This is a genomic window from Acidovorax sp. (genome assembly GCF_034519795.1).
Lineage (GTDB): Bacteria > Pseudomonadota > Gammaproteobacteria > Burkholderiales > Burkholderiaceae_C > Acidovorax.
In genome coordinates, this window is record NZ_JAXHOB010000011.1 from 26,891 (window position 1) to 47,278 (window position 20,388).

19 protein-coding genes are annotated in these 20,388 nt (G+C 66.8%); 8 read left to right on the forward strand and 11 right to left on the reverse strand.

The genetic code is table 11. The annotated features are described in order from the left end of the window. Positions 1 to 196 precede the first annotated feature (196 nt). From U5N23_RS13385 to U5N23_RS13405, 5 genes are all read left to right on the forward strand, one after another. Positions 197 to 1,234 carry a zinc-dependent alcohol dehydrogenase family protein gene (locus U5N23_RS13385; RefSeq protein WP_322593302.1) on the forward strand — a complete coding sequence of 346 codons (1,038 nt, stop codon included), beginning with the start codon at positions 197 to 199 and terminating at the stop codon, positions 1,232 to 1,234. A gap of 44 nt (positions 1,235 to 1,278) precedes the next feature. Next, on the forward strand, positions 1,279 to 1,872 hold the full coding sequence (locus U5N23_RS13390) for an NAD(P)H-dependent oxidoreductase (protein WP_322593303.1): 594 nt from the start codon (positions 1,279 to 1,281) through the stop codon (positions 1,870 to 1,872). 94 nt (positions 1,873 to 1,966) lie between these two features. Then, positions 1,967 to 3,037, forward strand: coding sequence for an Acg family FMN-binding oxidoreductase (locus tag U5N23_RS13395; protein ID WP_322593304.1), 1,071 nt, complete (start codon positions 1,967 to 1,969; stop codon positions 3,035 to 3,037). Next, a complete protein-coding gene (locus U5N23_RS13400) occupies positions 3,034 to 5,820 on the forward strand; it encodes a cation-translocating P-type ATPase (protein ID WP_322593305.1) in 2,787 nt (928 codons plus the stop codon). The genes U5N23_RS13395 and U5N23_RS13400 overlap by 4 nt, the downstream gene beginning before the upstream one ends. After that, a complete protein-coding gene (locus tag U5N23_RS13405) occupies positions 5,817 to 7,364 on the forward strand; it encodes a DASS family sodium-coupled anion symporter (RefSeq protein ID WP_322593306.1) in 1,548 nt (515 codons plus the stop codon). The genes U5N23_RS13400 and U5N23_RS13405 overlap by 4 nt, the downstream gene beginning before the upstream one ends. Positions 7,365 to 7,379: 15 nt before the next feature. On the opposite strand, the gene U5N23_RS13410 is transcribed toward U5N23_RS13405, so the two are convergent. The 7 genes from U5N23_RS13410 to U5N23_RS13440 form a co-directional block, all read right to left on the reverse strand. Beyond that, positions 7,380 to 7,763: a chaperone modulator CbpM gene (locus U5N23_RS13410; protein ID WP_322593307.1), complete on the reverse strand. Its 384-nt coding sequence runs from the start codon at positions 7,761 to 7,763 to the stop codon at positions 7,380 to 7,382. Then, entirely contained in the window at positions 7,744 to 8,673 is a 930-nt protein-coding gene (locus U5N23_RS13415) for a J domain-containing protein (protein WP_322593308.1), read from the reverse strand. Before U5N23_RS13415 ends, U5N23_RS13410 begins: the two co-directional genes overlap by 20 nt. Before the next feature lie 196 nt (positions 8,674 to 8,869). Continuing rightward, positions 8,870 to 9,034 carry a DUF2474 family protein gene (locus U5N23_RS13420; protein WP_322593309.1) on the reverse strand — a complete coding sequence of 55 codons (165 nt, stop codon included), beginning with the start codon at positions 9,032 to 9,034 and terminating at the stop codon, positions 8,870 to 8,872. Then, positions 9,031 to 10,035 carry a cytochrome d ubiquinol oxidase subunit II gene (cydB, locus tag U5N23_RS13425; RefSeq protein ID WP_322593310.1) on the reverse strand — a complete coding sequence of 335 codons (1,005 nt, stop codon included), beginning with the start codon at positions 10,033 to 10,035 and terminating at the stop codon, positions 9,031 to 9,033. Before cydB ends, U5N23_RS13420 begins: the two co-directional genes overlap by 4 nt. A gap of 10 nt (positions 10,036 to 10,045) precedes the next feature. After that, positions 10,046 to 11,458: a cytochrome ubiquinol oxidase subunit I gene (locus tag U5N23_RS13430; RefSeq protein WP_322593311.1), complete on the reverse strand. Its 1,413-nt coding sequence runs from the start codon at positions 11,456 to 11,458 to the stop codon at positions 10,046 to 10,048. A gap of 148 nt (positions 11,459 to 11,606) precedes the next feature. After that, on the reverse strand, positions 11,607 to 12,260 hold the full coding sequence (locus U5N23_RS13435) for a BON domain-containing protein (protein ID WP_322593312.1): 654 nt from the start codon (positions 12,258 to 12,260) through the stop codon (positions 11,607 to 11,609). Positions 12,261 to 12,439: 179 nt separating this feature from the next. Further along, positions 12,440 to 13,564, reverse strand: coding sequence for a HAMP domain-containing sensor histidine kinase (locus U5N23_RS13440; protein WP_322593313.1), 1,125 nt, complete (start codon positions 13,562 to 13,564; stop codon positions 12,440 to 12,442). A gap of 465 nt (positions 13,565 to 14,029) precedes the next feature. On the opposite strand from U5N23_RS13440, the gene U5N23_RS13445 reads away from it, so the two are divergent. Both U5N23_RS13445 and U5N23_RS13450 read left to right on the forward strand, forming a co-directional pair. After that, positions 14,030 to 14,716: a PRC-barrel domain-containing protein gene (locus U5N23_RS13445; protein ID WP_322593314.1), complete on the forward strand. Its 687-nt coding sequence runs from the start codon at positions 14,030 to 14,032 to the stop codon at positions 14,714 to 14,716. Between the two features lie 57 nt (positions 14,717 to 14,773). Further along, positions 14,774 to 15,574, forward strand: a complete 801-nt coding sequence (locus tag U5N23_RS13450; protein WP_322593315.1) for a DUF1269 domain-containing protein — start codon at positions 14,774 to 14,776, stop codon at positions 15,572 to 15,574. A 127-nt stretch (positions 15,575 to 15,701) separates the two neighbouring features. Here U5N23_RS13450 and U5N23_RS13455 read toward each other — a convergent pair whose 3' ends face one another. From U5N23_RS13455 to U5N23_RS13470, 4 genes are all read right to left on the reverse strand, one after another. Beyond that, entirely contained in the window at positions 15,702 to 16,355 is a 654-nt protein-coding gene (locus U5N23_RS13455; protein WP_322593316.1) for a BON domain-containing protein, read from the reverse strand. Positions 16,356 to 16,500: 145 nt separating this feature from the next. Continuing rightward, entirely contained in the window at positions 16,501 to 17,316 is an 816-nt protein-coding gene (locus U5N23_RS13460; RefSeq protein ID WP_322593317.1) for a GGDEF domain-containing protein, read from the reverse strand. Further along, a complete protein-coding gene (locus U5N23_RS13465) occupies positions 17,316 to 18,803 on the reverse strand; it encodes an ATPase domain-containing protein (RefSeq protein WP_322593318.1) in 1,488 nt (495 codons plus the stop codon). Before U5N23_RS13465 ends, U5N23_RS13460 begins: the two co-directional genes overlap by 1 nt. After that, positions 18,800 to 19,198, reverse strand: a complete 399-nt coding sequence (locus U5N23_RS13470) for a hypothetical protein (protein WP_322593319.1) — start codon at positions 19,196 to 19,198, stop codon at positions 18,800 to 18,802. The genes U5N23_RS13465 and U5N23_RS13470 overlap by 4 nt, the downstream gene beginning before the upstream one ends. 358 nt (positions 19,199 to 19,556) lie before the next feature. Between U5N23_RS13470 and U5N23_RS13475 the strand changes: the two genes are divergently transcribed. After that, positions 19,557 to 20,276 (forward strand): Crp/Fnr family transcriptional regulator, encoded by a 720-nt coding sequence (locus U5N23_RS13475; RefSeq protein WP_416208607.1) that lies wholly within the window; start codon positions 19,557 to 19,559, stop codon positions 20,274 to 20,276. Positions 20,277 to 20,388: the final 112 nt, after the last annotated feature.

The window sequence follows — 20,388 nt, forward strand, 5'->3', positions numbered from 1 at the left end:
TGCAAAGGGCCCATCCTAGCTGGCTTTGGTTGCAATGGCCCTGCAAGCCCTGTGTGCAGCAGGTTTGATCAGGATCAAACGCCGGCGCAATAGAGCAACTCCCTGGGGGATTCGTGCGCCAGCGCACTGACAGCTGTCGGGATGGCGCAGACAGTGGACTGGCACCCTGATGACCACCCCACAAGGACCCCTCACCATGCTCGCCCTCGTGTACCACGGCCCCGGCCAGAAAAAGCTGGACGAACGCCCCAAGCCCACCGTCCAGGATGCCACCGACGCCGTCGTGCGCATCACCCGCACCACCATCTGCGGCACCGACCTGCACATCCTCAAGGGCGACGTGCCCACCTGCCAGCCCGGCACCACCCTGGGCCACGAAGGCGTGGGCGTGATCGACTCGGTGGGCCCCGGCGTCACCACCTTCAAGGCCGGCGACCGGGTGCTCATCTCCTGCATCAGCGCCTGCGGGCGCTGCGAGAACTGCCGCAAGGGCATGTACTCGCACTGCAGCACCGGTGGCTGGGTGCTGGGCCACCGCATCGACGGCACGCAGGCCGAGTTCGTGCGCATCCCGCATGCCGACACCAGCCTGTACCCGATTCCCGACGGCGCGGACGAAGAGGCGCTGGTCATGCTCAGCGACATCCTGCCCACCGGCTTCGAGTGCGGCGTGCTCAACGGCAAGGTCCAGCCCGGCTCCACGGTGGCCATCGTCGGCGCCGGGCCCATCGGGCTGGCGGCCCTGCTCACGGCGCAGCTGTACTCGCCGTCAGAGATCATCATGGTCGACCTGGACGACAACCGCCTGGCCGTGGGCAAGCGCTTTGGCGCCACGGCCACGGTCAACAGCACCGATGGCACCGCCGCCCAGCAGGTGATGGCCCTGACCGGCGGGCGCGGGGTGGACACGGCCATCGAGGCCGTCGGCATCCCGGCCACCTTCACGATGTGCGAAGACATCGTGGCCGCCGGCGGCACCATCGCCAACGTGGGCGTGCACGGCGTCAAGGCCGACCTGCACCTGGAGCGGCTGTGGTCGCACAACATCACCATCACCACGCGCCTGGTCGATACCGTGTCCATGCCCATGCTGCTCAAGACCGTGCAGTCCCGGCGCATCGACGCCAGTCAGCTCATCACCCACCGCTTCCGGCTCGCGGACATCCTGCAGGCCTACGACACGTTTGGCCGGGCCGCAGAGACCAAGGCGCTGAAGGTGATCATCGAGGCATGAGCGATCCACAGGCCAGTAGGGAACGGCCTGCCGGGATCCCTCCCATGCCCCTGAAACGAGTCCTGCTGATCCAGGGCCACCCCGACGCGAGCGAGCCCCACCTGTGCCATGCGCTGGCCCAGGCCTACGCAAGCGGCGCGGGCGATGCGGGCCATGCCATACGCCAGGTCGACGTGGCCGGCCTCGACTTTCCGCTGCTGCGCAGCCAGAAGGCGTGGGAGGCCGGCGAGCTCCCACCAGCACTGCAGCAGGCACAGGACGACATCCGCTGGGCCGAGCACATCGTGTTGTTCTTTCCCCAGTGGCTGGGCGACATGCCGGCATTGCTCAAAGGCTTTCTGGAGCAGGTGGCCCGGCCCGGCTTTGCATTCACGCGGGAGGCCGGTGGCAACACCTTCGGCAAGAAGGGCCTGACGGGCCGCTCGGCACGCGTGGTGGCCACGATGGGCATGCCCGCCATCGTCTACCGCTGGTACTTCCGGGCCCACAGCATCAAGTCGCTGGAGCGCAACATCCTCGGCTTGTGCGGCATCTCGCCGGTCCATGAAACCCTGATCGGCCTGTGTGGCGACCTCAAGCCCGCAGACGCCGCGCAATGGCTCGCCAGGTTGAACCGTCTTGGCCAGCGGGCCCAGTAAGGAACTTGCCATGCATCGACGCCAATTCGCCAGGGTAACCGGTGGCGCCGCCCTAATGGCCGCAGCGGCTGCTTCGGCGGGCTGCAGCCAAACCATGCCCCCGGCTGCGATCGCGCCATGGCAGGGCCCCGGGCAGGAGGCCGATGTCCGCCGGTGGATCCTGGGCTACGCCATCCTGGCGCCGCACTCCCACAACCTGCAGTCGTGGCGCGTGGACCTCGGCACGCCCGGCGAGATGCTGCTGCGTTGCGACCTGCATCGCCTGCTGCCTGCCTCCGATCCGTTCTCGCGCCAGACCATGATGAGCCACGGCACATTTTTGGAGCTGCTCGACATGGCCGCGCGCGAGCGCGGGCTGCGGGCCGAGATCACGCTGTTTCCCGAAGGCGAGTTCGCGCCAGGGCAGATCGACCAGCGCCCCGTGGCACGCGTGCGGCTGTCGCCCGACCCGGCGGTGCAGAAAGACCCGCTGTTCGCCCATGTCCTGCAGCGCCGCACCAACCGGCAGCTGTACGACCTCCAGCGCCCGGTGCCGGCCGCCGCATGGCAGGCCATGGCCGACGCCGTCGCCCTCTATCCATCGCGGTTGGGCTTCGTGGGCATGGACCAGGCCGGGCTGATGGCCCAGCACCGCGACATCGCGGCGCAGGCGTGGCGCATCGAGATGGTCACGCCGCGCGTGGTGCTCGAAACCTACCAGGTGCTGCGGGTAGGGGCCGCCGAAATCGAAAAGCACCGCGACGGCCTCTACCTGCTGGACCCCACGGTCGTGTGGCTCAACCGCTTCGGGCTGTTCGACCGCAGCAAGGCCCCGGCCCCCGATGACTACGCCACCACCAGCCAGATCGAGGATTTCGGCAAGAAGCTGGCCTCCACGCCTGCCTTCCTGTGGATGGTGACCGAGGGCAACGACCGCCGCACACAGATTGGTGCCGGGCGCGCCTATATGCGGGTGCAGCTCGCCGCCACCGCACAGGGTCTGGCGATGCAGCCCCTGCAGCAGGCCCTGCAGGAATACCCCGAACAGGCCGCCCCCCATGCCCGCATCAGGCGCCTGCTCGGTGCGCCAGGGCTGGCGCAAACGGTGCAGATGTGGGCGCGCGTGGGCTATGCCCCGCCGGTCGATCCGGCGCCCCGCCGGGGCGTTCCGGCGCTGTTCGCATGACAGTGCCGCCACCGCCCGACTTTACGACCCAGAAGGCCGACGACCTGGCCAAAATGCTGGGTACCGATCTGCAGCACGGCCTTGCCGTACACGAAGCAGCGAAGCGCCTTGCCCAGGACGGCCCCAACGAACTCCAGGCCACCCCGCGCACCGCCGCCTGGCGCCGCCTGCTGTCGCAGTTCCAGGACCCACTCATCTACCTGCTGCTGGGCGCGATCGTGGTGTCGCTGCTGGCGTGGGTGTTCGAGGGCCTGCACGGCTGGCCTGTGGATGCCATCGTCGTCACGGCCATCGTCCTCCTCAACGGGGTGCTGGGCCATGTGCAAGAAGCCAAGGCGCACGACGCCGTGGCCGCGCTGGCGCGCATGAGCGCGCCCACCGCCTCGGTGGTGCGCGGCGGCCAGGTGCAGCGGGTGCCGAGCGCGCAGTTGGTCAAGGGCGACCTGCTGGTGCTGGCCGAGGGCGATGCCACGCCCGCCGATGCGCGCCTGGTGCGCGCAGCCGCCCTGCGCATGCAGGAGAGCTCGCTCACCGGCGAGAGCGAGGCCGTGCTCAAGGACCCCGCGCCCCTGCCCGGCCCCGCCGCACTGGGCGACCAATTGAACATGGTGTTCAAGGGCACCTTCGTCGCCCAGGGCAGCGGCAGCGCGCTGGTCGTCGCCACCGGCATGGCCACGCAGATGGGCGCGATTGCCGGCATGCTGGCCGCCACGGTGGAGCAGCCCACGCCGCTGGAAAAGGAGATCACCCACATCGGGCGCATGCTGGGCGTGGCCGTGCTGGCCATCGCCGCCGTGGTGGTGGGCACCATCTTGCTCATCTCCCGGCCCGACAGCATGGCCGAGGTTGTCGGCGTGCTGCTGCTGGGCGTGGCCCTGGCCGTGGCGGCCGTGCCTGAGGGGCTGCCCGCCATCCTCTCGGTGGTGCTGGCCCTGGGGGTGCAGCGCATGGCCGGGCACCACGCCATCATCAAGAACCTGTCGTCGGTGGAGACGCTGGGCGCCACCTCGGTCATCTGCACCGACAAGACCGGCACGCTCACGCGTTCGGAGATGACGGTGGTACGCATCATGACCGCCTCCGGCGCCACCGATGTCACGGGCGTGGGCTACGCTCCCGAAGGCCAGGTGCAGCGGGCCGGCACGCCCTTGCAGCCGGGCGCGCTGCACGCCGAACAGGTGGTGCTGCTCAGCGGCGGCAGCCTGGCGGGCAACGCATCGCTGCAGCAGGCCGACAACGGCGCGTGGCAAGTCCACGGCGACCCCACCGAGGCCGCGTTCCTGGTGGCCGAGCACAAGCTCGGTGCCTCGGCGCGGCGCAAAAAGCGGTTCGAGCGCATTGCCGAGCACCCCTTCACCTCCGAGCGCAAGCGCATGTCCACCATCGAGCGGGACCTGGAGCACGGCGGCGAGCGGGTGCTCATCTGCAAGGGCGCGCCCGACGTGCTGCTGGGCCTGTGCACCCACGCCCGGGTGGGGATGGACGTGGTCGCGCTGGACGCCACCTTGCGCGCGAAGATACTGGCCGATGTGGACACCCTGTCCGGCGACGCCCTGCGCACGCTGGCCGTGGCCTACCGCCCCCTGGGCGCGCACGAGGACCTGCAGGCGGTGGATGCGCTGGAGCGCGGCCTCATCTTCGTGGGCACGGCGGGCATCATCGACCCCCCGCGCGAAGAGGCGGCGGTGGCGATCCGCGAGGCACGGCGCGCCGGCATACGGGTCATCATGATCACCGGCGACCACCCGCGCACGGCGGCGCGCATCGCGGCCGACCTGGGGCTGGTGCCGCCCGGCGCCACGGCACTCACCGGGGCCGAGCTCGATGCGCTGGACGCTGCGGCCTTTGCCCAGGCGGTGCGCCACACCTCGGTCTATGCCCGCGTGGCGCCCGCGCACAAGCTGCGCATCGTGGCCGCCCTGCAGGCCGACGGCCACATCGTCGCGATGACCGGGGACGGCGTGAACGACGCCCCCGCGCTCAAGGCCGCCGACATCGGCGTGGCCATGGGCGTGACCGGCACCGAGGTGGCCAAGGGCGCGGCCCGCATGGTGCTGGCCGACGACAACTTCGCCACCATCATCGAAGCGGTGCGCGAGGGGCGCGGTATCTTCGACAACATCCGCAAGTTTCTGCGCTACCTGCTGTCGTCCAACATGGGCGAGGTGCTGACCGTGTTCCTGGGCGTGGTGGGGGCCGGCGTCATCGGCCTGACCGTGCCCGGCGGCGCGCTGGTGCTGCCGCTGCTGGCCACGCAGATCCTGTGGCTGAACCTGATCACCGACTCCTGGCCCGCACTGGCGATGGGCATGGACCCCACCAGCGACGACGCCATGGCGCGCAAGCCCCGCCACCCGGGTGAGCGGGTGATCGACGCCGCCATGTGGTGGGGCGTGGTGCAGATCGGTGTGGTGGTGGCCGTGGCCACCCTGCTCACCATGGACATGTACCTGCCCGGTGGCCTGATCGAGGGCGACCGCGACCTGGCCAATGCCCGCACGGCAGGCTTCACCGTGCTGGTCTTCGCCCACCTGTTCAACTGCTTCAACGCCCGCTCCGAGACCGCGAGCGCCTTCGCCAACCTGGCCACCAACCCCTGGCTGTGGGGCGCGGTGGCCCTGTCCGCCCTGCTGCAGGTGGGCGTGGTGCACCTGGAGGTCCTGAACCTGGCCTTCGGCACCGCGCCACTGTCGCCAGGCCAATGGCTGGTCTGCGGAGCGATGGGCAGCACCGTGCTGTGGTTCAGCGAGCTGCGCAAGCTGCTCACAAGGAAAAAATCATGAAACTCGCTGCGCCCACACTCCCTGACCTCGGACCCGCGCTGCCCGTGCCACCCGAGCCTCCCGCTCCGGGCCGGCACCTGGTGAAGACGGCCGGGCTGTTTCTGGCCGTGGCCGCGCTCCTTGCCGTGTTGTGGATGCCCGCAGCGCAGGGCCTGCCGCCGGCCGGCCAGGCCATGCTGGCGATCCTGGCGTTTGCCGTCATCGTCTGGATGACCGAGGCGCTGGACTACGCGGTGAGCGCCGTGGTCATCGGTGCCCTGATGATCTTCCTGCTGGCCGCCGTGCCCGATGCGGCCCGGCCTGCCGGCGCAGCCATGGGCACAGGCGCGGCGCTGGGTCTGGCCCTCTCGGGCTTCTCCAACAGTGCGGTCGCGCTGGTGGCGGCCGCCTGCTTCATCGCCGCGGCCATGACGGCCACCGGGCTCGACCGGCGCATCGCGCTGCTGGTGCTGTCCCGGGTCGATGCGCGCACCAACCACATCGTCATCGGTGCCATGGGGGTGGGCTTTCTGCTGTCGTTCATCGTGCCCAGCACCACCGCGCGGGTGGCGTGCCTCGTGCCCATCATGATGGGCTTCATCCTGGCCTTCCAGGTGGACAGGCGCAGCCGCTTCGCCGGCCTGCTGGTCATCACCGCCGCGCAGACCGCCAGCGTGTGGAACGTGGGCATCAAGACCGCCGCCGCACAGAACATGGTGGCCATCGGCTTCATCGAAAAGCAATTGCAGGCCAGCATCACCTGGCTCGAATGGTTCATCGCCGGAGCACCGTTCTCCGCGCTGCTGAGCATCGCCGTCTATTTCATCATGACGCGCATGATGAAGCCCGAGATGAAGGAGATCGCGGGCGGCCAGGCCACGATACGGCGGCAGCTCGACCTGATCGGCAAGACCAGCAGCAGGGAGTGGAAGCTGCTGGCCATCGTGCTGGCGTTGTTGGGTTTTTGGGCGACCGAGAAGGTGCTGCACGACTTCGACACCTCGTCCACCACCATCGCGGCGATCGCCCTGATGCTGCTGCCCCGCCTGGGCGTCATGGACTGGAGGGAGTCCCAGCGCGGCTTTCCCTGGGGCACGGTGGTGCTGTTCGCGGTCGGCATCAGCATCGGCACGGCACTGCTCAAGACCCAGGCCGCCGGGTGGCTGGCTCACCTCATCGTGCAGAACCTGGGCCTGCAACAGGCCAGCGCGTTCGCCATCCTGATGCTGCTGTCGCTGTTCCTGATCGTGATCCACCTGGGGTTCGCGAGCGCCACGGCACTGGCATCGACCATGATCCCCATCATCATGAGCGTGCTCCTGGCGGTGCAGACCCCGGGCATCAACGTGGTCGGCATGACCATGCTGCTGCAGTTCGTGGTGAGCTTTGGCTTCATCCTGCCCGTCAACGCACCCCAGAACATGATTGCCTACGGCACCGGTACCTTCGATGCCCGCGACTTCGTGCGCACCGGCATCGCCATCACGCTGGCGGCCACTGCGCTGCTGGTGATTTTCTCCCTGACCTATTGGCCGTGGATGGGTTACATGACCAAGGTTGCCTGAAGATCCTGGCTGTGTTCAGGACGGCCTGTACTCGGCCGTGACATCGATCGGCTCTGGCATGGCCTGTGGCAATGCGCCATGGGGGCGCGCTACCTGGCTTTCCAGTGTCCTGATGCGGTGCGTGAGCACCTCGATGCGCTGCAGCCCGTCCATCAGCAGCACCACCGTGAAGATGTCCAGGTCATAGGTGACGCGCAGCTTGACCGCGGCCCGCAGCGGCACGAGGCACTGCGCGCTGAAGTGCTGCTCCTCCTGCTCCGAGGTCAGTGGCGCGATGGCGCCGTAGTCGACCAGCTCCGCCAGCTCCTGCGCGGTCAGCCCGCTTGCTCGGGACAGGTCGGACAGGCTGACGCTGGCGCGCTGGTCCAGCCAGTGCCAGTCATGTGCTTGTGGGGCCATGGGCATGCTCCAGGGTGGTTGCTTCACGGGGGTTGAAATCCGATGCACCGGCCAGTTCCTGGAACAGCTCCCGCTCGCGGGCAGAAAGCGTCTTCGGAATGTCCAGGTGCACCACGGCATAGAAGTCTCCGCGGCCGCCATGGCCATTGGCCAGGCCTTGCCCGCGCACCCTGAGCTTGCGGGCGTGGCAGGTGCCCGCAGGCACCGTCAGCAGCATGGGGTTGCCCAGGGTGGGAATCTCCACCTGCGCACCCAGGGCCGCCTCCCAGGGGCTGAGCGCCAGGTGGAAGTACAGGTCATGTTGCTGCACCTGGAACAGCGGGTGCGGCGCCAGGGCAATGTGCAGGTAGATGTCCCCGTTGGGGCCGCCCTGGTGCCCTTTGCCACCTTGCCCACGCAGGCGCAGCTTCTGGCCATCGCGCACGCCCGCCGGAATCGTCACTTCCAGCGCACGCCCGGCGCCACCGTCATCAAGCTCCAGGGTGAGCTTGGCTCCCTGGTGCGCCTGCTCCAGGCTGATGCGGGCCGTGGTGTCGAAATCGCGGCCCGGCGCGGGGCCTCGGTCGCTCTGGCGGCCCGCCCGCCCGTGCCCCATGGCCGCCAGCAGGTCGGCCAGGTCCATGTCCGCGAATGTGGGGCCGCTGCTGCCAGCAGAGCGGTCCCAGGCCGGCGGCGGCTGGAACTCCTCGCCGGGGGCATGCTTGCCGATGTGGTCGTAGGCACTGCGCTTTTCCGCATCCTTGAGGGTCACATAGGCTTCTGCCAGCTCCTTGAATTTCGCCTCGGCATCGGCATCCTTGGAGAGATCCGGATGGTACTGGCGGGCCAGCTTGCGGTAGGCCTTCTTGATCTGGTCGAGGGTGGCATCGCGCGGCACACCCAACGTGGCGTAGTAGTCTTTGTATTTCATTTTTCAGCCCAGGCCAGCGGTGCTTTTGCTGCCCCTGGCGAAGTGTCGTCCGCCCAGAAAATCAAGAGCCTTCAAAGCTCATAGTGGATCTCCGCAAGCGAGTGACAGCACATCTCAGGGTATGTTCTTCAGTGAGTGCTGTCTGTGCGGTAGCCGACGCTTGCCATCGAACGTCGCGCCCGTTGGGGCACGCAATTCAGCCCTTCAGCACCCAGCGCAACACCATTGCCACCCCCAGCAGCGCGGTGGTGCTTGCACCCCAGATGCCGGCCATCCAGAGCAGCCGGTTCCACAGCGGCAGCAGGGGCTCGTCGGAGCGTTGGGTGGTGATGGCCGGCCAACGAAAGAGACGGGGTTTCATGCGTGGTACCCGTCTGCGGCGACCTTGCCGCGAAACACCCAGTACGACCAGGCGGTGTAGCCCAGGATCATGGGCAGCACGAAGGCAGTGCCCCAGAGCATGAAGACCTGGCCGCTGCGGTCGGTGGCCGCGTCCCAGATGGTCACTGCACCTGGCACGATGTACGGGAACACGCTGACACACAGGCCCACGAAGCTCAACAGGAAGATGCCCAGCGTGAGCAGGAATGGCGCTGTCTCATTGCCCGCCCTGAGGCTGCGCACGAAGGCCACGCTGGCCAAGGCCACCAACACAGGCACCGGGGCCACCCACAGCAGGTTGGGCCAGGCCAACCAGTTGCTGAAGTAGTCGGCACTCAGGAACAAGGTGGCGATGCTGACCGCCCCGATGGCCGCCAGCGTGGCGCCGCCCAGCCACCAGGCCATGGCAATCGCCTGGCGCTGGAGCGCGCCTTCGGCCTTCATCACCAGCCAGGTGGATCCGAGCAGCGCATAGGCCACGACCACACTCACCCCGGTGAGCAGCGAGAACGGTGTGAGCCAGTCCCACCAGCCGCCGGCGTAGGCCCGCCCGCTGATGGCCACACCCTGCAGCAGCGCGCCCAGGATGATGCCTTGCGAGAAAGCGGCCAGCAGTGATCCGCCGGTGAACGCGAGATCCCAGAAGCCGCGGTGGGCCGGATCTCGCCAGCGAAACTCGAAGGCCACGCCGCGAAACACCAGGGCCAGCAGCATGGCGATGATGGGCGCGTAAAGGGCGGAGAAGATCAGGCCGTAGGCGAGTGGAAAGGCCGCCAGCAGGCCGCCGCCGCCCATCACCAGCCAGGTCTCGTTGCCGTCCCACACCGGCGCGATGCTGTTCATCGCGGTGTCGCGGTCTTGGCCCACCTCGAAGGTGTTGAAGAGGATGCCGATGCCGAGGTCGAAGCCGTCCAGCACCACGTAGATGAAGACAGCCACCACGATGATGAGGGCCCAGACCAGCGTCAGGTCGATGTTCATGCCGTTTCCCTTATTCGGTGGTCAGGACGTCTGGCCGCAAGGCCACGGCGGGCGTGGTGCCGGCGGCGCGCGCGGGGATGTTGGGCGGGGCCGATTCATGCACCATGGGCGGCTTGGCCATCAGCTTCAGGATGTAGAGCACCCCGGCCCCGAAGACCGCGAAGTACACGACCACAAAGGCCACCAGCGAAGCCGCCACCGCAGGCGCTGACAGCGGCGAGGCCGACTCGGCGGTTCGCATCAGTCCCTGTATGGTCCAGGGCTGACGGCCCACCTCGGTGGTGACCCAGCCGGCCAGCACCGCAACCAGGCCCGACGGTCCCATGGCCAGTGCGAAGCGATGCAGCCACTTCCAGTCGTACAGCCGGCCCCGGGCGCGTGCCAACAAGCTCAGCATGCCCAGACCGGCCATGAGGAAGCCCAGGCCCACCATGGTGCGAAACGCCCAGAAAACGATGCCCACCGGCGGATGGTCGGCCGCCGGCACCGTGTCCAGGCCCGCCATGGGGGCGTCGAGGTCGTGCTTGAGGATGAGCGAAGACAGCTTCGGGATTTCCAGCGCATAGTCGACGCGGCCCTCGGCGCTGTTGGGAATGCCGAACAGGATCAGCGGCGCACCTTGCGGGTGGCTCTTGTAGTGACCTTCCATCGCCATCACCTTCACCGGCTGGTGCTCCAGCGTGTTCAGGCCGTGCAGGTCGCCCAGCACGATCTGCAGCGGTGCAACGATGGCCGCCATCCACATCGCCATCGAGAACATGAGCCGCGCGCGTGGGTTGGTGCGGTCCTTCAGCAGGTGCCAGGCACCGACGGCGCCCACCAGAAAGGCGGTGGTCAGATAGGCGGCTGACAGGGTGTGCGCCAGCCGATAGGGAAAGCTCGGGTTGAAGATGATGGCCAGCCAACTGCCCGCCGGGATGAACTGGCCGTTGGCGTTGATCGCGTAGCCCGTCGGGGTCTGCATCCAGCTGTTGACCGACAGGATCCAGAACGCCGAAACGAAGGTGCCCAGGGCCACCATCAACGTGGCGGTGTAGTGCAGCCGCTTGCCCACGCGGTTCATGCCGAAAAGCATCACGCCGAGGAAGCCGGCTTCCAGGAAGAACGCGGTCAGTACCTCGTAGGCCATCAGCGGGCCGATGATCGGGCCGGCCCTGTCGGAGAACACGGCCCAGTTGGTGCCAAACTGGTAGGACATCACGATGCCCGAGACCACCCCCATGGCGAACACCAGTGCGAAGATCTTGATCCAGTAACGGAACAGGTCCATGTAGTCGGCGCGCCCGGTCTTCAGCCACAGGCCTTCGAGCACTGCCAGGTAGCTGGCCAGCCCGATGGTGATGGCGGGAAACAGAAAGTGGAAACTCACCGTGAACGCAAACTGGATGCGTGCCAGCAGGAGTGCGTCGGGCAGCTCAAACATGGTGAATTCCTTGTTCTATGGGTTAGGAGCCTGTAGGGCTTGGAGCGTCGAAAGCGATTTGCAGTCGGCGACTTCCAGGTCCGACAGGCTCCTGGTCAGGCCGCCTGGTCTCATGGCCTTGCCAACCCGCTGGCTGGTTGCACGGGCATCAGTGCGCCAAGGTCAGGGTGTCGATAACGCTGCTCACGCCCGGAGTGCCCCACGCCGAATTGGTCGCGATCTCCCGGTCCTCCCAGCTGTTGACCGTTCCGGCCAGGGTGACTTCCGTCCCGCGCAATGTCACGGTGACTTTCTTCGCTTCCGAGATGGACGAGCGCATCAACGCAGCCTCGATGTGCGACTGAACCGCGCTGGCAGTCACCGCAGGCTTGAGCTCGATCTTGTCGCTGACACCTACGACACCGGTGAGATGCCGCACGGCCTCTGCCGCCGCCCGCCGTTGGTACTGCCAATTGACGCAGCCCGACAGCGTGACCCAGCCGTTTTCGACAATCACATGGACAGCACCAGGAGGAACGGACGATGTCCAGCCCAGGACGTTCTGCGCCCATCCGGCAATCTGCGCGTCGCTGCGCTTGCTCCCGCCAGGCAGCCGAACCTTGAGTTCAGTGGCTATGGCGTGAACGCCCGAGACGCGTTGCGCCGCGTGCTCGGCGCTCGTCTTCTCGGAGTACGAGTCGACATGCCCCGCCAGGGTGACCACGCCGTTCTCCACTTCCACGCCAATGTGGGCAGCGCTCACCGACGGCTCCCAGTCGAGCTCCGCGCTCACATCTTTCTGCAGTTGGCTGTCGGTCTTCATGGGTGTTCTCCGAATCGCGAATGAAGCGTGAGCTTGGCACCCAGGTGCCTCTGGGTCTGTGCGCTGGCGAACGTCTCGGCGCATGGCGGCACACGAAAATGGCAGGGGGCTCCCGGCGTGGGCATCGCCACTCCTCCGAAGCCGACCGGGGCCGGAGACGGTGGTCCCTGCTGCAAGGCCTATGGCATGGAATGCCGGGGCAGCGAGATGGTGAACACGCAGCCTGAGCCCGGAACATCGCGCACGGTCAGGGTGCCGTGGTCGGCTTCGATGCTTTGGCGGGCAATCGACAGGCCGAGTCCCAGGCCCGCGCGGTTGTCGTGGCTCTGCCGGAACGGTATGAACATCCTTCCGGCGCCGCCTGCGGGCAGGCCGCCGCAGTGGTCCTCGACGTCCATCAGCACATGCTCTCCGAGGGCATGGGCCGTCAGCGTCACCACGGTGTTCTCGTGCGTGAACTTGAAAGCGTTCTGCAGCAGGTTGGCCAGCGCCGCGTGCAGCAGTTCGCGGTTGGCTTCGACCGCCAGCGCAGGGTCCACCGCACTGACTTCCAGCACGGCGCCTTTGAGGCCTACGTCCAGGCGCGCGGCCAGTTCGACGTCGGAGATGAAGGTGGCGACGGAGAAAGCCTGGGGCCCGTCCGAGCCCTCGCCGCGCACTTCGGCGGTTGCTCTGCTGATCAGCAAGCCCAGCGTGGACAGGCTGCGCTTGAGCACTGCGCCGGTGGCGCCGCTGATGGCCATCTGGCCCAGCTCCAGCGCCCGCACTGCCAGGGTGGCCGTGCCCAGGGCATTGCGCAGCTCGTGCACCAGAAATCCGAGGCGTTGCTTCTCGCCAGCGAGCTGTTGCACGGACAGCTGCGCGTCGCGCTGAAAGCTGAACTCCGTCACCGCGTCGGCGATGGCGTTGTCCAGGCACCGGTTCAGGGTCCTGAACTCCGCCACGGCAAAGGGCGCATCCCGCTCGAACGCCAGGTCGGTGATGGCCTGGCACAGGTCGCCGTAGTCGTGGACGACCTGGTCGACGGTGTAGCCCAGCAGCAGCAATTCCTTTCCATGTGCGGTGGCGCTCACGCCGATCTCGGACAGGGCCCCCGTGTCGCCGCCCGAGGGGCCCGAAATGGCAACGCTGGTCGCGGCATCGTCATCCTCCTCAGCCGCCAGGGTGCGGGTGAGCTGGTCCAGGAACAGGGGCACCCCATGGGCCAGTTGCTGGTCGGTCGCCTTGCGCCGGGGGCGCTCGGCCACCTTGCGCTTGCACCGCGCAATCAGTTCCTCGCGGTTGTTGGACAGGAAATGGTGCATGGAAACCTCTGTGTGAGGCACGGTGTGGATGGACAGGGCGGCAGCCCGTGCTTGCGGGGGCTTCAAACCCAAATAAGCCCGCTGCAGCGCGGGCCGCGCTTGCATTCCGAAGGGTGCCCAGGCAACGCCGATGACTGTTCCAAGCGGGTCGCGGCACGCGATCACGTCTGCCCCGATGTGCGCCGCGCGGATGGACGGCTCCCATTGCAGCCCTGCGCTCACGTCCTGCGGCAGTTGGCTATCGGTTTTCATGGGGCCCCCGGGGTCTTTGAGTGGACCCTGAGCTTGACCCCGTCCGAGGCCTGCGGTCTGTGCGGTGGCGAACCTTGGGGCTGGGGCTGCGGTGGGTTGTCTGCAGGCGTGCGTTGTCGAACAGACGGAGCACCCCGAAGTCCTTACAAGCTCGTGCAGGGGTGCATCCGCAACCCGTTGCGCAATGGCAGCAAACATTCGAGGAACTCCACCATGAAGATTCAACCCTCCCCCCTGGCCTTGGCCGCGCTGGCAGCCTGCAGCGCGCTGTGCCTGAACACGCCCGCCTGGTCCCAGGTTGCCGGTGCAACCACCACGCTCGACGCCACGGTGACCGAGTCGGTACAGCTTGCCAGGGGCTGGAGCGTCAAGAAGACGCTGATGGGCAAGACCATCTACAACGACGCCGGCAAGAAAGTGGGCAAGGTCGATGACCTGATCATTTCTCCCGAACGAAACGTCTCGTACGTCATCGTCAGCGCCGGCGGCTTTGTCGGCATAGGGCGCCACGACGTGGCGATTCCGGTGTCCGAGATCCAGGACCATGCAGGCAGGCTGGTGATGGCCGGCGCGACGAAGGACTCGATCCAGTCCATGCCTGAGTTCAAGTATGCCAACGACACGAGCAAACGAGACCAGTTCCTGTCCGATGCAGACAAGGACATCGCCCGCGCCAAGGCGAAGGTGGCGGACCTGGAGAAGCGGGCGGGTGTCGCTGCCACCGATGCCAAGGCCAGGATCGACCAGGAAATATCCTCTCTTCAAGGGGATGTGAAGTCCGCAGAAGCCAAGCTGGCGGAGATGAAGCAGGCCACCGTGGCCCGGTGGAAGGAGTTCGAAGCGGGTGTCAGTGCTGCAACAGCCCGCCTGCGCAAATCCATCGATAACGCCACCGGCTGAAAGCCATCGCGGGTGGTGGGTGCGTGGTTTTCCAACGGGCAAAGAAATGGATTGGCAATGAACAAGATGTTGGTATCGATCTTCGACAACGAAGTGGCAGCGCAGTCAGGCTTGCAGGCCCTGCGCAAGTTGCATGAAGCGGGTGACATCACGCTGTACTCCAGCGGGGTGTTGCTCAAGGACGCCGATGGCACCGTCCGAGTGAAGAAGACCCTGGACCCGGGGGGCATCGGCGCCGGTGTCGGCCTGGCTGTGGGGGGAATGATCGGCCTGCTGGGCGGCCCCTTGGGTGTGGCGCTGGGCGCGGTCACCGGTTCGGTTGCCGGCGCGATTCACGACTTCTGGGTGGCAGGGGTTGGCCGCGATTTCATAGAGGAGACCGAACGCTTTCTGACCCCCGGAAAAGTCGCTCTGGTGGCCGAGATCGAAGAAGAATGGGTCATTCCGGTGGACGCGGCGCTGGAAGCCGTTGGCGCGCAGGTGTTCCGGCGAAGCCGCACGGAAATGGTCGAGGAGCAGTTCGACCACGACGTCGCTGCGCTCAAGTCAGAGATCAATGAGCTGCAGGCCGAGGCGTCCCGTGCCAGCGGCGCTGCCAGGTCAGGATGGCAATCCAGGATCGCCAGTACCAGTAGCCGCCTGGACGCCTATGTCCAGCGCGCGAAGGACCGGGTCGATTTCCTGGAGACGGAGGCCAGGGACAAGGCCATTTCGTTCAAGAACCAGCTCAGCCGCGCCAAGGGAGACGCCGCCACACTGATCGAGGCGCGCGCAGAACTCGTCAAGGGCTCCTACCACAGGCGTGCAGCCAAGCTGTCGCAGGCATGGGGCCTTGCCAAAGAGGCTGTGGCGGTGTGAAGCGGGCAGGCGGCGGACGGGGCTGAATACCCCGCCGTGCTGCAGTGCATGGCTTTGCTGAACATGGGGCTGCTCAAGTGACGGGGTGGCCAACCGCCCCCCACGCGGGGCGGTCAGCGCTGCAGGTTCAATAGGTGACGACGATGTTGTCCACCACGTTCTGTACCCCAGGCGCGCTCCAGGCCGCATGGCCTGCCAGGTCCCGTTCAGCCCAGGTGTGGGCTGTCCCGGACAGATAGACCTCAGCGCCTTTCACGTTCACCGTGATCATCGCGGCATCGTTGTGGGCACGCCGCTTCAGTGCCGCTTCGATGTCGGACTTGAGCACCGTCACGGAGACCACGGGCTTGATGGTGATTTGGTCGCTGACCCCCGTGACGCCCATGAGCTTGCGGATGCTGGAAGTCACCTCGCGCCGCTCGAAGTCCCACCCGACCTGGCCGGTCAGGGTGACCCAGCCTTTTTCAACCATGACCTGGATGCTGTCCTTGGCAAGCGAGGACGACCAATTGAGCAGGTCGTTCGCCGAGCGGGCGATGTCTGCGTCGTCCCGCTGGCTCGGGCCTGGGAGTCTTACCTCCATCTCCACGGCCAGCCCGGTGACGCCAGCGACGCGCTGGGCGGCGCGTTCGGCATTCCACTTTTCGGTGTAGCTGTCGACATGGCCCGCCAGGGTGACGATGCCATTTTTCACCTCAACACCGATCTGGGATGCGTTGACCGCAGGTTCCCAGTGGAGCTCGGCGGTGACGTCCTGCTTGAGTTGGGAGTCGCTTTTCATGGTGGTTCCTGAGTGGGGAGGGGCCTTCAGTCTGCGGCCCCTGTGCCCACCCATCTGTGCGGTGCCGCGCTTTGCAATCGATGCGAAGGATCTCCCGCAAGCCCCGGCCACTGGCTGGTTGCGCCGGGCCTTGTGAGCTCCAGGTTCACTGGTCGCTGGCGGGTTCGGGCGGTGGCAGATCTTCGTCCTTCATCCTCTTGGCGCGGTACATGGCCGCATCTGCGCGAAGCATCAGGTCATTGAGCTCCAGCCCGTCGTCCGGGTAGACGCACACGCCGATGCTGGCAGAAATGACCAGTTGCTCGTCTCCCAGTGTCATCGGCGTGGCAATGGCGGCGGCCACCTTGTCGGACACCAGGTTGACGTCCGAGACGTCGGCGATGTCGGTCAGCAGGATCACGAACTCATCGCCGCCATAGCGGCTCACGGTGTCCACGTCGCGGATCGAGGCTTCCATGCAGCGGGCGGTCTGCTGCAGCACCGTGTCCCCGGCCGCATGGCCGAGCGTGTCGTTGATGGACTTGAACTTGTCCAGGTCGATGAACAGCAGACCCAGGCGGGTGTGGTGCCGCTTGGCGTGAGCGATGGCCTGCACGAAGCGGTCGTGCAGCAGGGCACGGTTGGGCAGTTGCGTGAGCCCGTCGAGCTCTGCCGAGCGCGACAGCGCGGTCAGCTCCTGCGTGACCTGATCTGCATCGGCCTGGCTTTGCAGGGCGCTGATGACCAGGTGCGCGTTGGCCTCCACCAGGTGCTGGTTGGCGGCGGGATCGACCAGCGCCTTGGCGTCTTCCAGCTCGGTGTGCAGGTCGGACAGCAGGCCGCGCGCGTTGTCGATCTGCAGCACCAGTTCGTTCAGCTCCTGCGAGGCGATGCGCAGGTCCGTGGCCACCAGTGCCATGGCATGGACCACCGGCGCCGCCTGCAGGTCCTGCGCGGCCTGATCAGCGTCTGGCTGCGGCATCAGCGGGCTCCCTGCGTGGCGGCCACGCGCGGGGCCGATGGGCGTGTGGGGCGTGGGCCCAGCAGGCCCTCGTAGCCCGCCATGCGGTCTTCGATGTGCAGGCCATCGTCGTCGATGCGAAACAGGTGCATTGCGTCGGAGTGCGCGCTGGCGCGGATCTTCACCACGGCGATCATGCGGCGCAGGCGGCTGTCGATCTCGATGTAGCGCTGCATGATGATGGCATCGGTCAGAAAGGCCGTGCCGTAGGGGCTGAAGCGCAGGTCGGTGTAGCGGTCTTCCAGCTCCGACGTCATGAGCACCGTGACCCCCTTGCGGGCCAGTGCGGTGACCATGCGCGACAGCGATTCGCGAAAGTCGTCCCTGAACGTGGGGGCCAGCGCCAGCTCGAACCCCGAGAGCGAATCGATCACCACGCGGGTCGCTTTCAGGCGCTCTATCTCGGCAACGAGCAGGTGCACGATCTCGTCGATGGACAGGTCTGGCGCGCGGCTGTCCACGATGCCGACCACGCCCTGGGCGATGAGTGCGGCCACCACAGGGTTGCGCGAGCCGCTGGGCTGCTGCTCGAAGGCGGCGATCACGCCGGTCTCCCCCTGGCGGGCGCCCTCGGCCAGGAAGGCCGCCGCCAGGATGCTCTTGCCCGAGCCCGAGGGGCCGGCCACCAGCACCGAGTAGCCACGCGGCAGGCCCCCGCCGAGCATGGTGTCCAACTGCGGCACACCGATGGACAGGCGCCCCGCACGGTCCCCCGCTGCTGTGCCTGGGGCAGGCGCCTGCGGTTCCTGCCCCACGGGCGCAAAGACACGGATGCCATCGCTTTCGATGCGAAAGGTGTGCAGCCCCGGCAGGGTCGGCTGGCCACGCATCTTCAGCACCTCCATCTTTCGCACCATGGAGTTGCGCTGCACGCTCTGGCGCAGCCAGATGAGCCCGTCGGCCACGGTGCACACCGGATTGGCATCGGTTTCGTTGAAATACTCGCCGATCAGGAAGGTGGTGGCTTGCCAGCTGGTCATCAGCATGCCCAGCTGGTGCACGAACTGTTGAAGTTCTGCCTGCGACTTGCCCAGCACCTCGTTGGCCAGCACCACGGATCGGAACGAGTCCACAAACACCAGCGCCGGGCTCTGCTTTTGCACCGCCTCAGTGATGCGCCACAGCACGGTGTCCAGGTCTCCCTCCAGGGTGGCGTCGGACAGGTTGATGAACTGGATGGCGTGGTTCACCTTCTCGCTGTCGAAGAACCCGAACTGCTGCTGGTAGCGCAGCATCTTCAGCGGTGGCTCGCCCAGCACCGTGAAGTACAGGGCAGGGCGCTCGGGTGTGGCCAGCGCAAACATCATATGGTGCGCCAGCGTGGTCTTGCCCGACCCGGGCTGGCCGGCGATCAGGTTGAAGGAGAACTCCGAGAGGCCGCCGCCCAGCACCTCGTCCAGGCCGGGGACCCCGGTGGCCAGTTGCCTGATCGTCACTTTGCTCTTCATGTCTGGGAGTCCTGCGCGGGCGAGCCGCTGAAGATGGGGGACCCTGCGGAGCCAAGCAGCCGCTGGGAGAGGGCGCTTCCAATCAGGCTGTCCAGCAGCTCACGGAAGGTTTGCAGCGATGCATCGGTGGCGGCAGCCGCTGCGTCCGGATCCTGCTGTGCGAGCACGCGCCGCAGGCGCTTGAAGCTGACGGGCTCCTCATCCTCGTGTGCCTCGATCAGGCAAGGATGCGCGCTGCCGGCGACGTTCAAGGTGCGCCGGTACAGCGCGGCAACCCCCCTGTGCCCCAGGATCGGGGTCAGAACCTCGACGATCGTTTCCCAGCGGGCCACTGCGGCGGTGGCGACGAGCTGTGCCCGCTCTGCGGCTTGTTTTTCCGATTCGTTGGGCTGCATGGGCAGGTCTTTCACTGATGTCCTGGCTTGCAGGCGCGCCTGCATTCGGGGGTTGCATCACGCCTACAGCGGTGGTTTTCAAGGCAGGGTCCGTAACTCCCGAGCGGTGCAACGGTGCTGTCTGAAGCATGGAGGCGCGAGGTGGGCCCGTCCGTGCGCTGTCGCACAATGCCGCAACAAATAGAGACATGGCAGCGCAACGGCACAGCGTGCAGCCTTTTTGGCAATCTATTGCCGGTACCCTGGCGCTATGTGCGATACCGTACAGACATTGGGGGGCAGATACGCCAGCCTCGAAGGTAGCCCAACGCGCGGGTTTTGCCTGCCCCATCGAAATCGTCCCATGAACGGAGCGCCCTTGACCTTGCCCCATCCCGCTTTGCGCAACCAGTTGCTGGCAGCCCTGCCCAAGGCCGAATGGCTGCGCTGGCTGCCTGATCTGGAGCCGGTGAAGCTGCCGCTGGGAGAAGTGCTCTACGAATCGGGCGGCAAGACGCCTTACGTCTACTTCCCCACCAATGCCATTGTGTCGCTGCTGTATGTGCTGGAGGACGGCGCCTCGGCCGAGATTGCCGTGGTGGGCTTCGAGGGGGTGGTGGGCATCTCCATCTTCATGGGCGGTGGCTCCACGCCGAGCCGGGCCGTGGTGCAAAGCGCGGGCTCGGGCTTTCGGTTGCGCGCCGATGTGGTCAAGGAAGAGTTCGCGCGCTCGGGCCCGGTCATGCACCTCATGCTGCGCTACACCCAGGCCTTGATCACCCAGATGGCCCAGACGGCGGTGTGCAACCGCCACCATTCGCTGGACCAGCAGCTGTGCCGCTGGCTGCTCTTGAGCCTGGACCGCCTGCAGGGCAACCAATTGGTGATGACGCAGGAACTGATCGCCAACATGCTGGGCGTGCGGCGTGAAGGCGTGACCGAAGCGGCACTCAAGCTGCAGAAGGCCGCGCTGATCAGCTATGCGCGGGGGCACATCAGCGTGCTGGACCGCCCGGGGCTCGAAGCACGCACCTGCGAATGCTATGGCGTGGTCAAGCGGGAATACGACCGCTTGCTGCCCGGCACCGTCGCAACGTAGTCCTCAGCGCCAGCGCCTATGTGCGCTGACAGACAGTCAACCGCCGCTGCAGCTTCCACACTGGCCAGCCGCCCCACCATCCGAAGACCAGGCTTGGAGTTGGACACGCGGC

Excerpts from the sequence above, each read along its gene's own strand:
- U5N23_RS13390 (WP_322593303.1), top strand. The coding sequence starts at position 1,279 with ATGCCCCTGAAACGAGTCCTGCTGATCCAGGGCCACCCCGACGCGAGC.
- U5N23_RS13395 (WP_322593304.1), top strand. The coding sequence starts at position 1,967 with ATGCCCCCGGCTGCGATCGCGCCATGGCAGGGCCCCGGGCAGGAGGCC.
- U5N23_RS13405 (WP_322593306.1), top strand. The coding sequence starts at position 5,817 with ATGAAACTCGCTGCGCCCACACTCCCTGACCTCGGACCCGCGCTGCCC.
- U5N23_RS13415 (WP_322593308.1), bottom strand. The coding sequence starts at position 8,673 with ATGAAATACAAAGACTACTACGCCACGTTGGGTGTGCCGCGCGATGCC.
- U5N23_RS13400 (WP_322593305.1), top strand. The coding sequence starts at position 3,034 with ATGACAGTGCCGCCACCGCCCGACTTTACGACCCAGAAGGCCGACGAC.
- U5N23_RS13435 (WP_322593312.1), bottom strand. The coding sequence starts at position 12,260 with ATGAAGACCGACAGCCAACTGCAGAAAGATGTGAGCGCGGAGCTCGAC.
- U5N23_RS13470 (WP_322593319.1), bottom strand. The coding sequence starts at position 19,198 with ATGCAGCCCAACGAATCGGAAAAACAAGCCGCAGAGCGGGCACAGCTC.
- U5N23_RS13385 (WP_322593302.1), top strand. The coding sequence starts at position 197 with ATGCTCGCCCTCGTGTACCACGGCCCCGGCCAGAAAAAGCTGGACGAA.
- U5N23_RS13440 (WP_322593313.1), bottom strand. The coding sequence starts at position 13,564 with ATGCACCATTTCCTGTCCAACAACCGCGAGGAACTGATTGCGCGGTGC.
- U5N23_RS13465 (WP_322593318.1), bottom strand. The coding sequence starts at position 18,803 with ATGAAGAGCAAAGTGACGATCAGGCAACTGGCCACCGGGGTCCCCGGC.
- U5N23_RS13430 (WP_322593311.1), bottom strand. The coding sequence starts at position 11,458 with ATGTTTGAGCTGCCCGACGCACTCCTGCTGGCACGCATCCAGTTTGCG.
- U5N23_RS13450 (WP_322593315.1), top strand. The coding sequence starts at position 14,774 with ATGAACAAGATGTTGGTATCGATCTTCGACAACGAAGTGGCAGCGCAG.
- U5N23_RS13445 (WP_322593314.1), top strand. The coding sequence starts at position 14,030 with ATGAAGATTCAACCCTCCCCCCTGGCCTTGGCCGCGCTGGCAGCCTGC.
- U5N23_RS13410 (WP_322593307.1), bottom strand. The coding sequence starts at position 7,763 with ATGGCCCCACAAGCACATGACTGGCACTGGCTGGACCAGCGCGCCAGC.
- U5N23_RS13455 (WP_322593316.1), bottom strand. The coding sequence starts at position 16,355 with ATGAAAAGCGACTCCCAACTCAAGCAGGACGTCACCGCCGAGCTCCAC.
- cydB (WP_322593310.1), bottom strand. The coding sequence starts at position 10,035 with ATGAACATCGACCTGACGCTGGTCTGGGCCCTCATCATCGTGGTGGCT.
- U5N23_RS13420 (WP_322593309.1), bottom strand. The coding sequence starts at position 9,034 with ATGAAACCCCGTCTCTTTCGTTGGCCGGCCATCACCACCCAACGCTCC.
- U5N23_RS13460 (WP_322593317.1), bottom strand. The coding sequence starts at position 17,316 with ATGCCGCAGCCAGACGCTGATCAGGCCGCGCAGGACCTGCAGGCGGCG.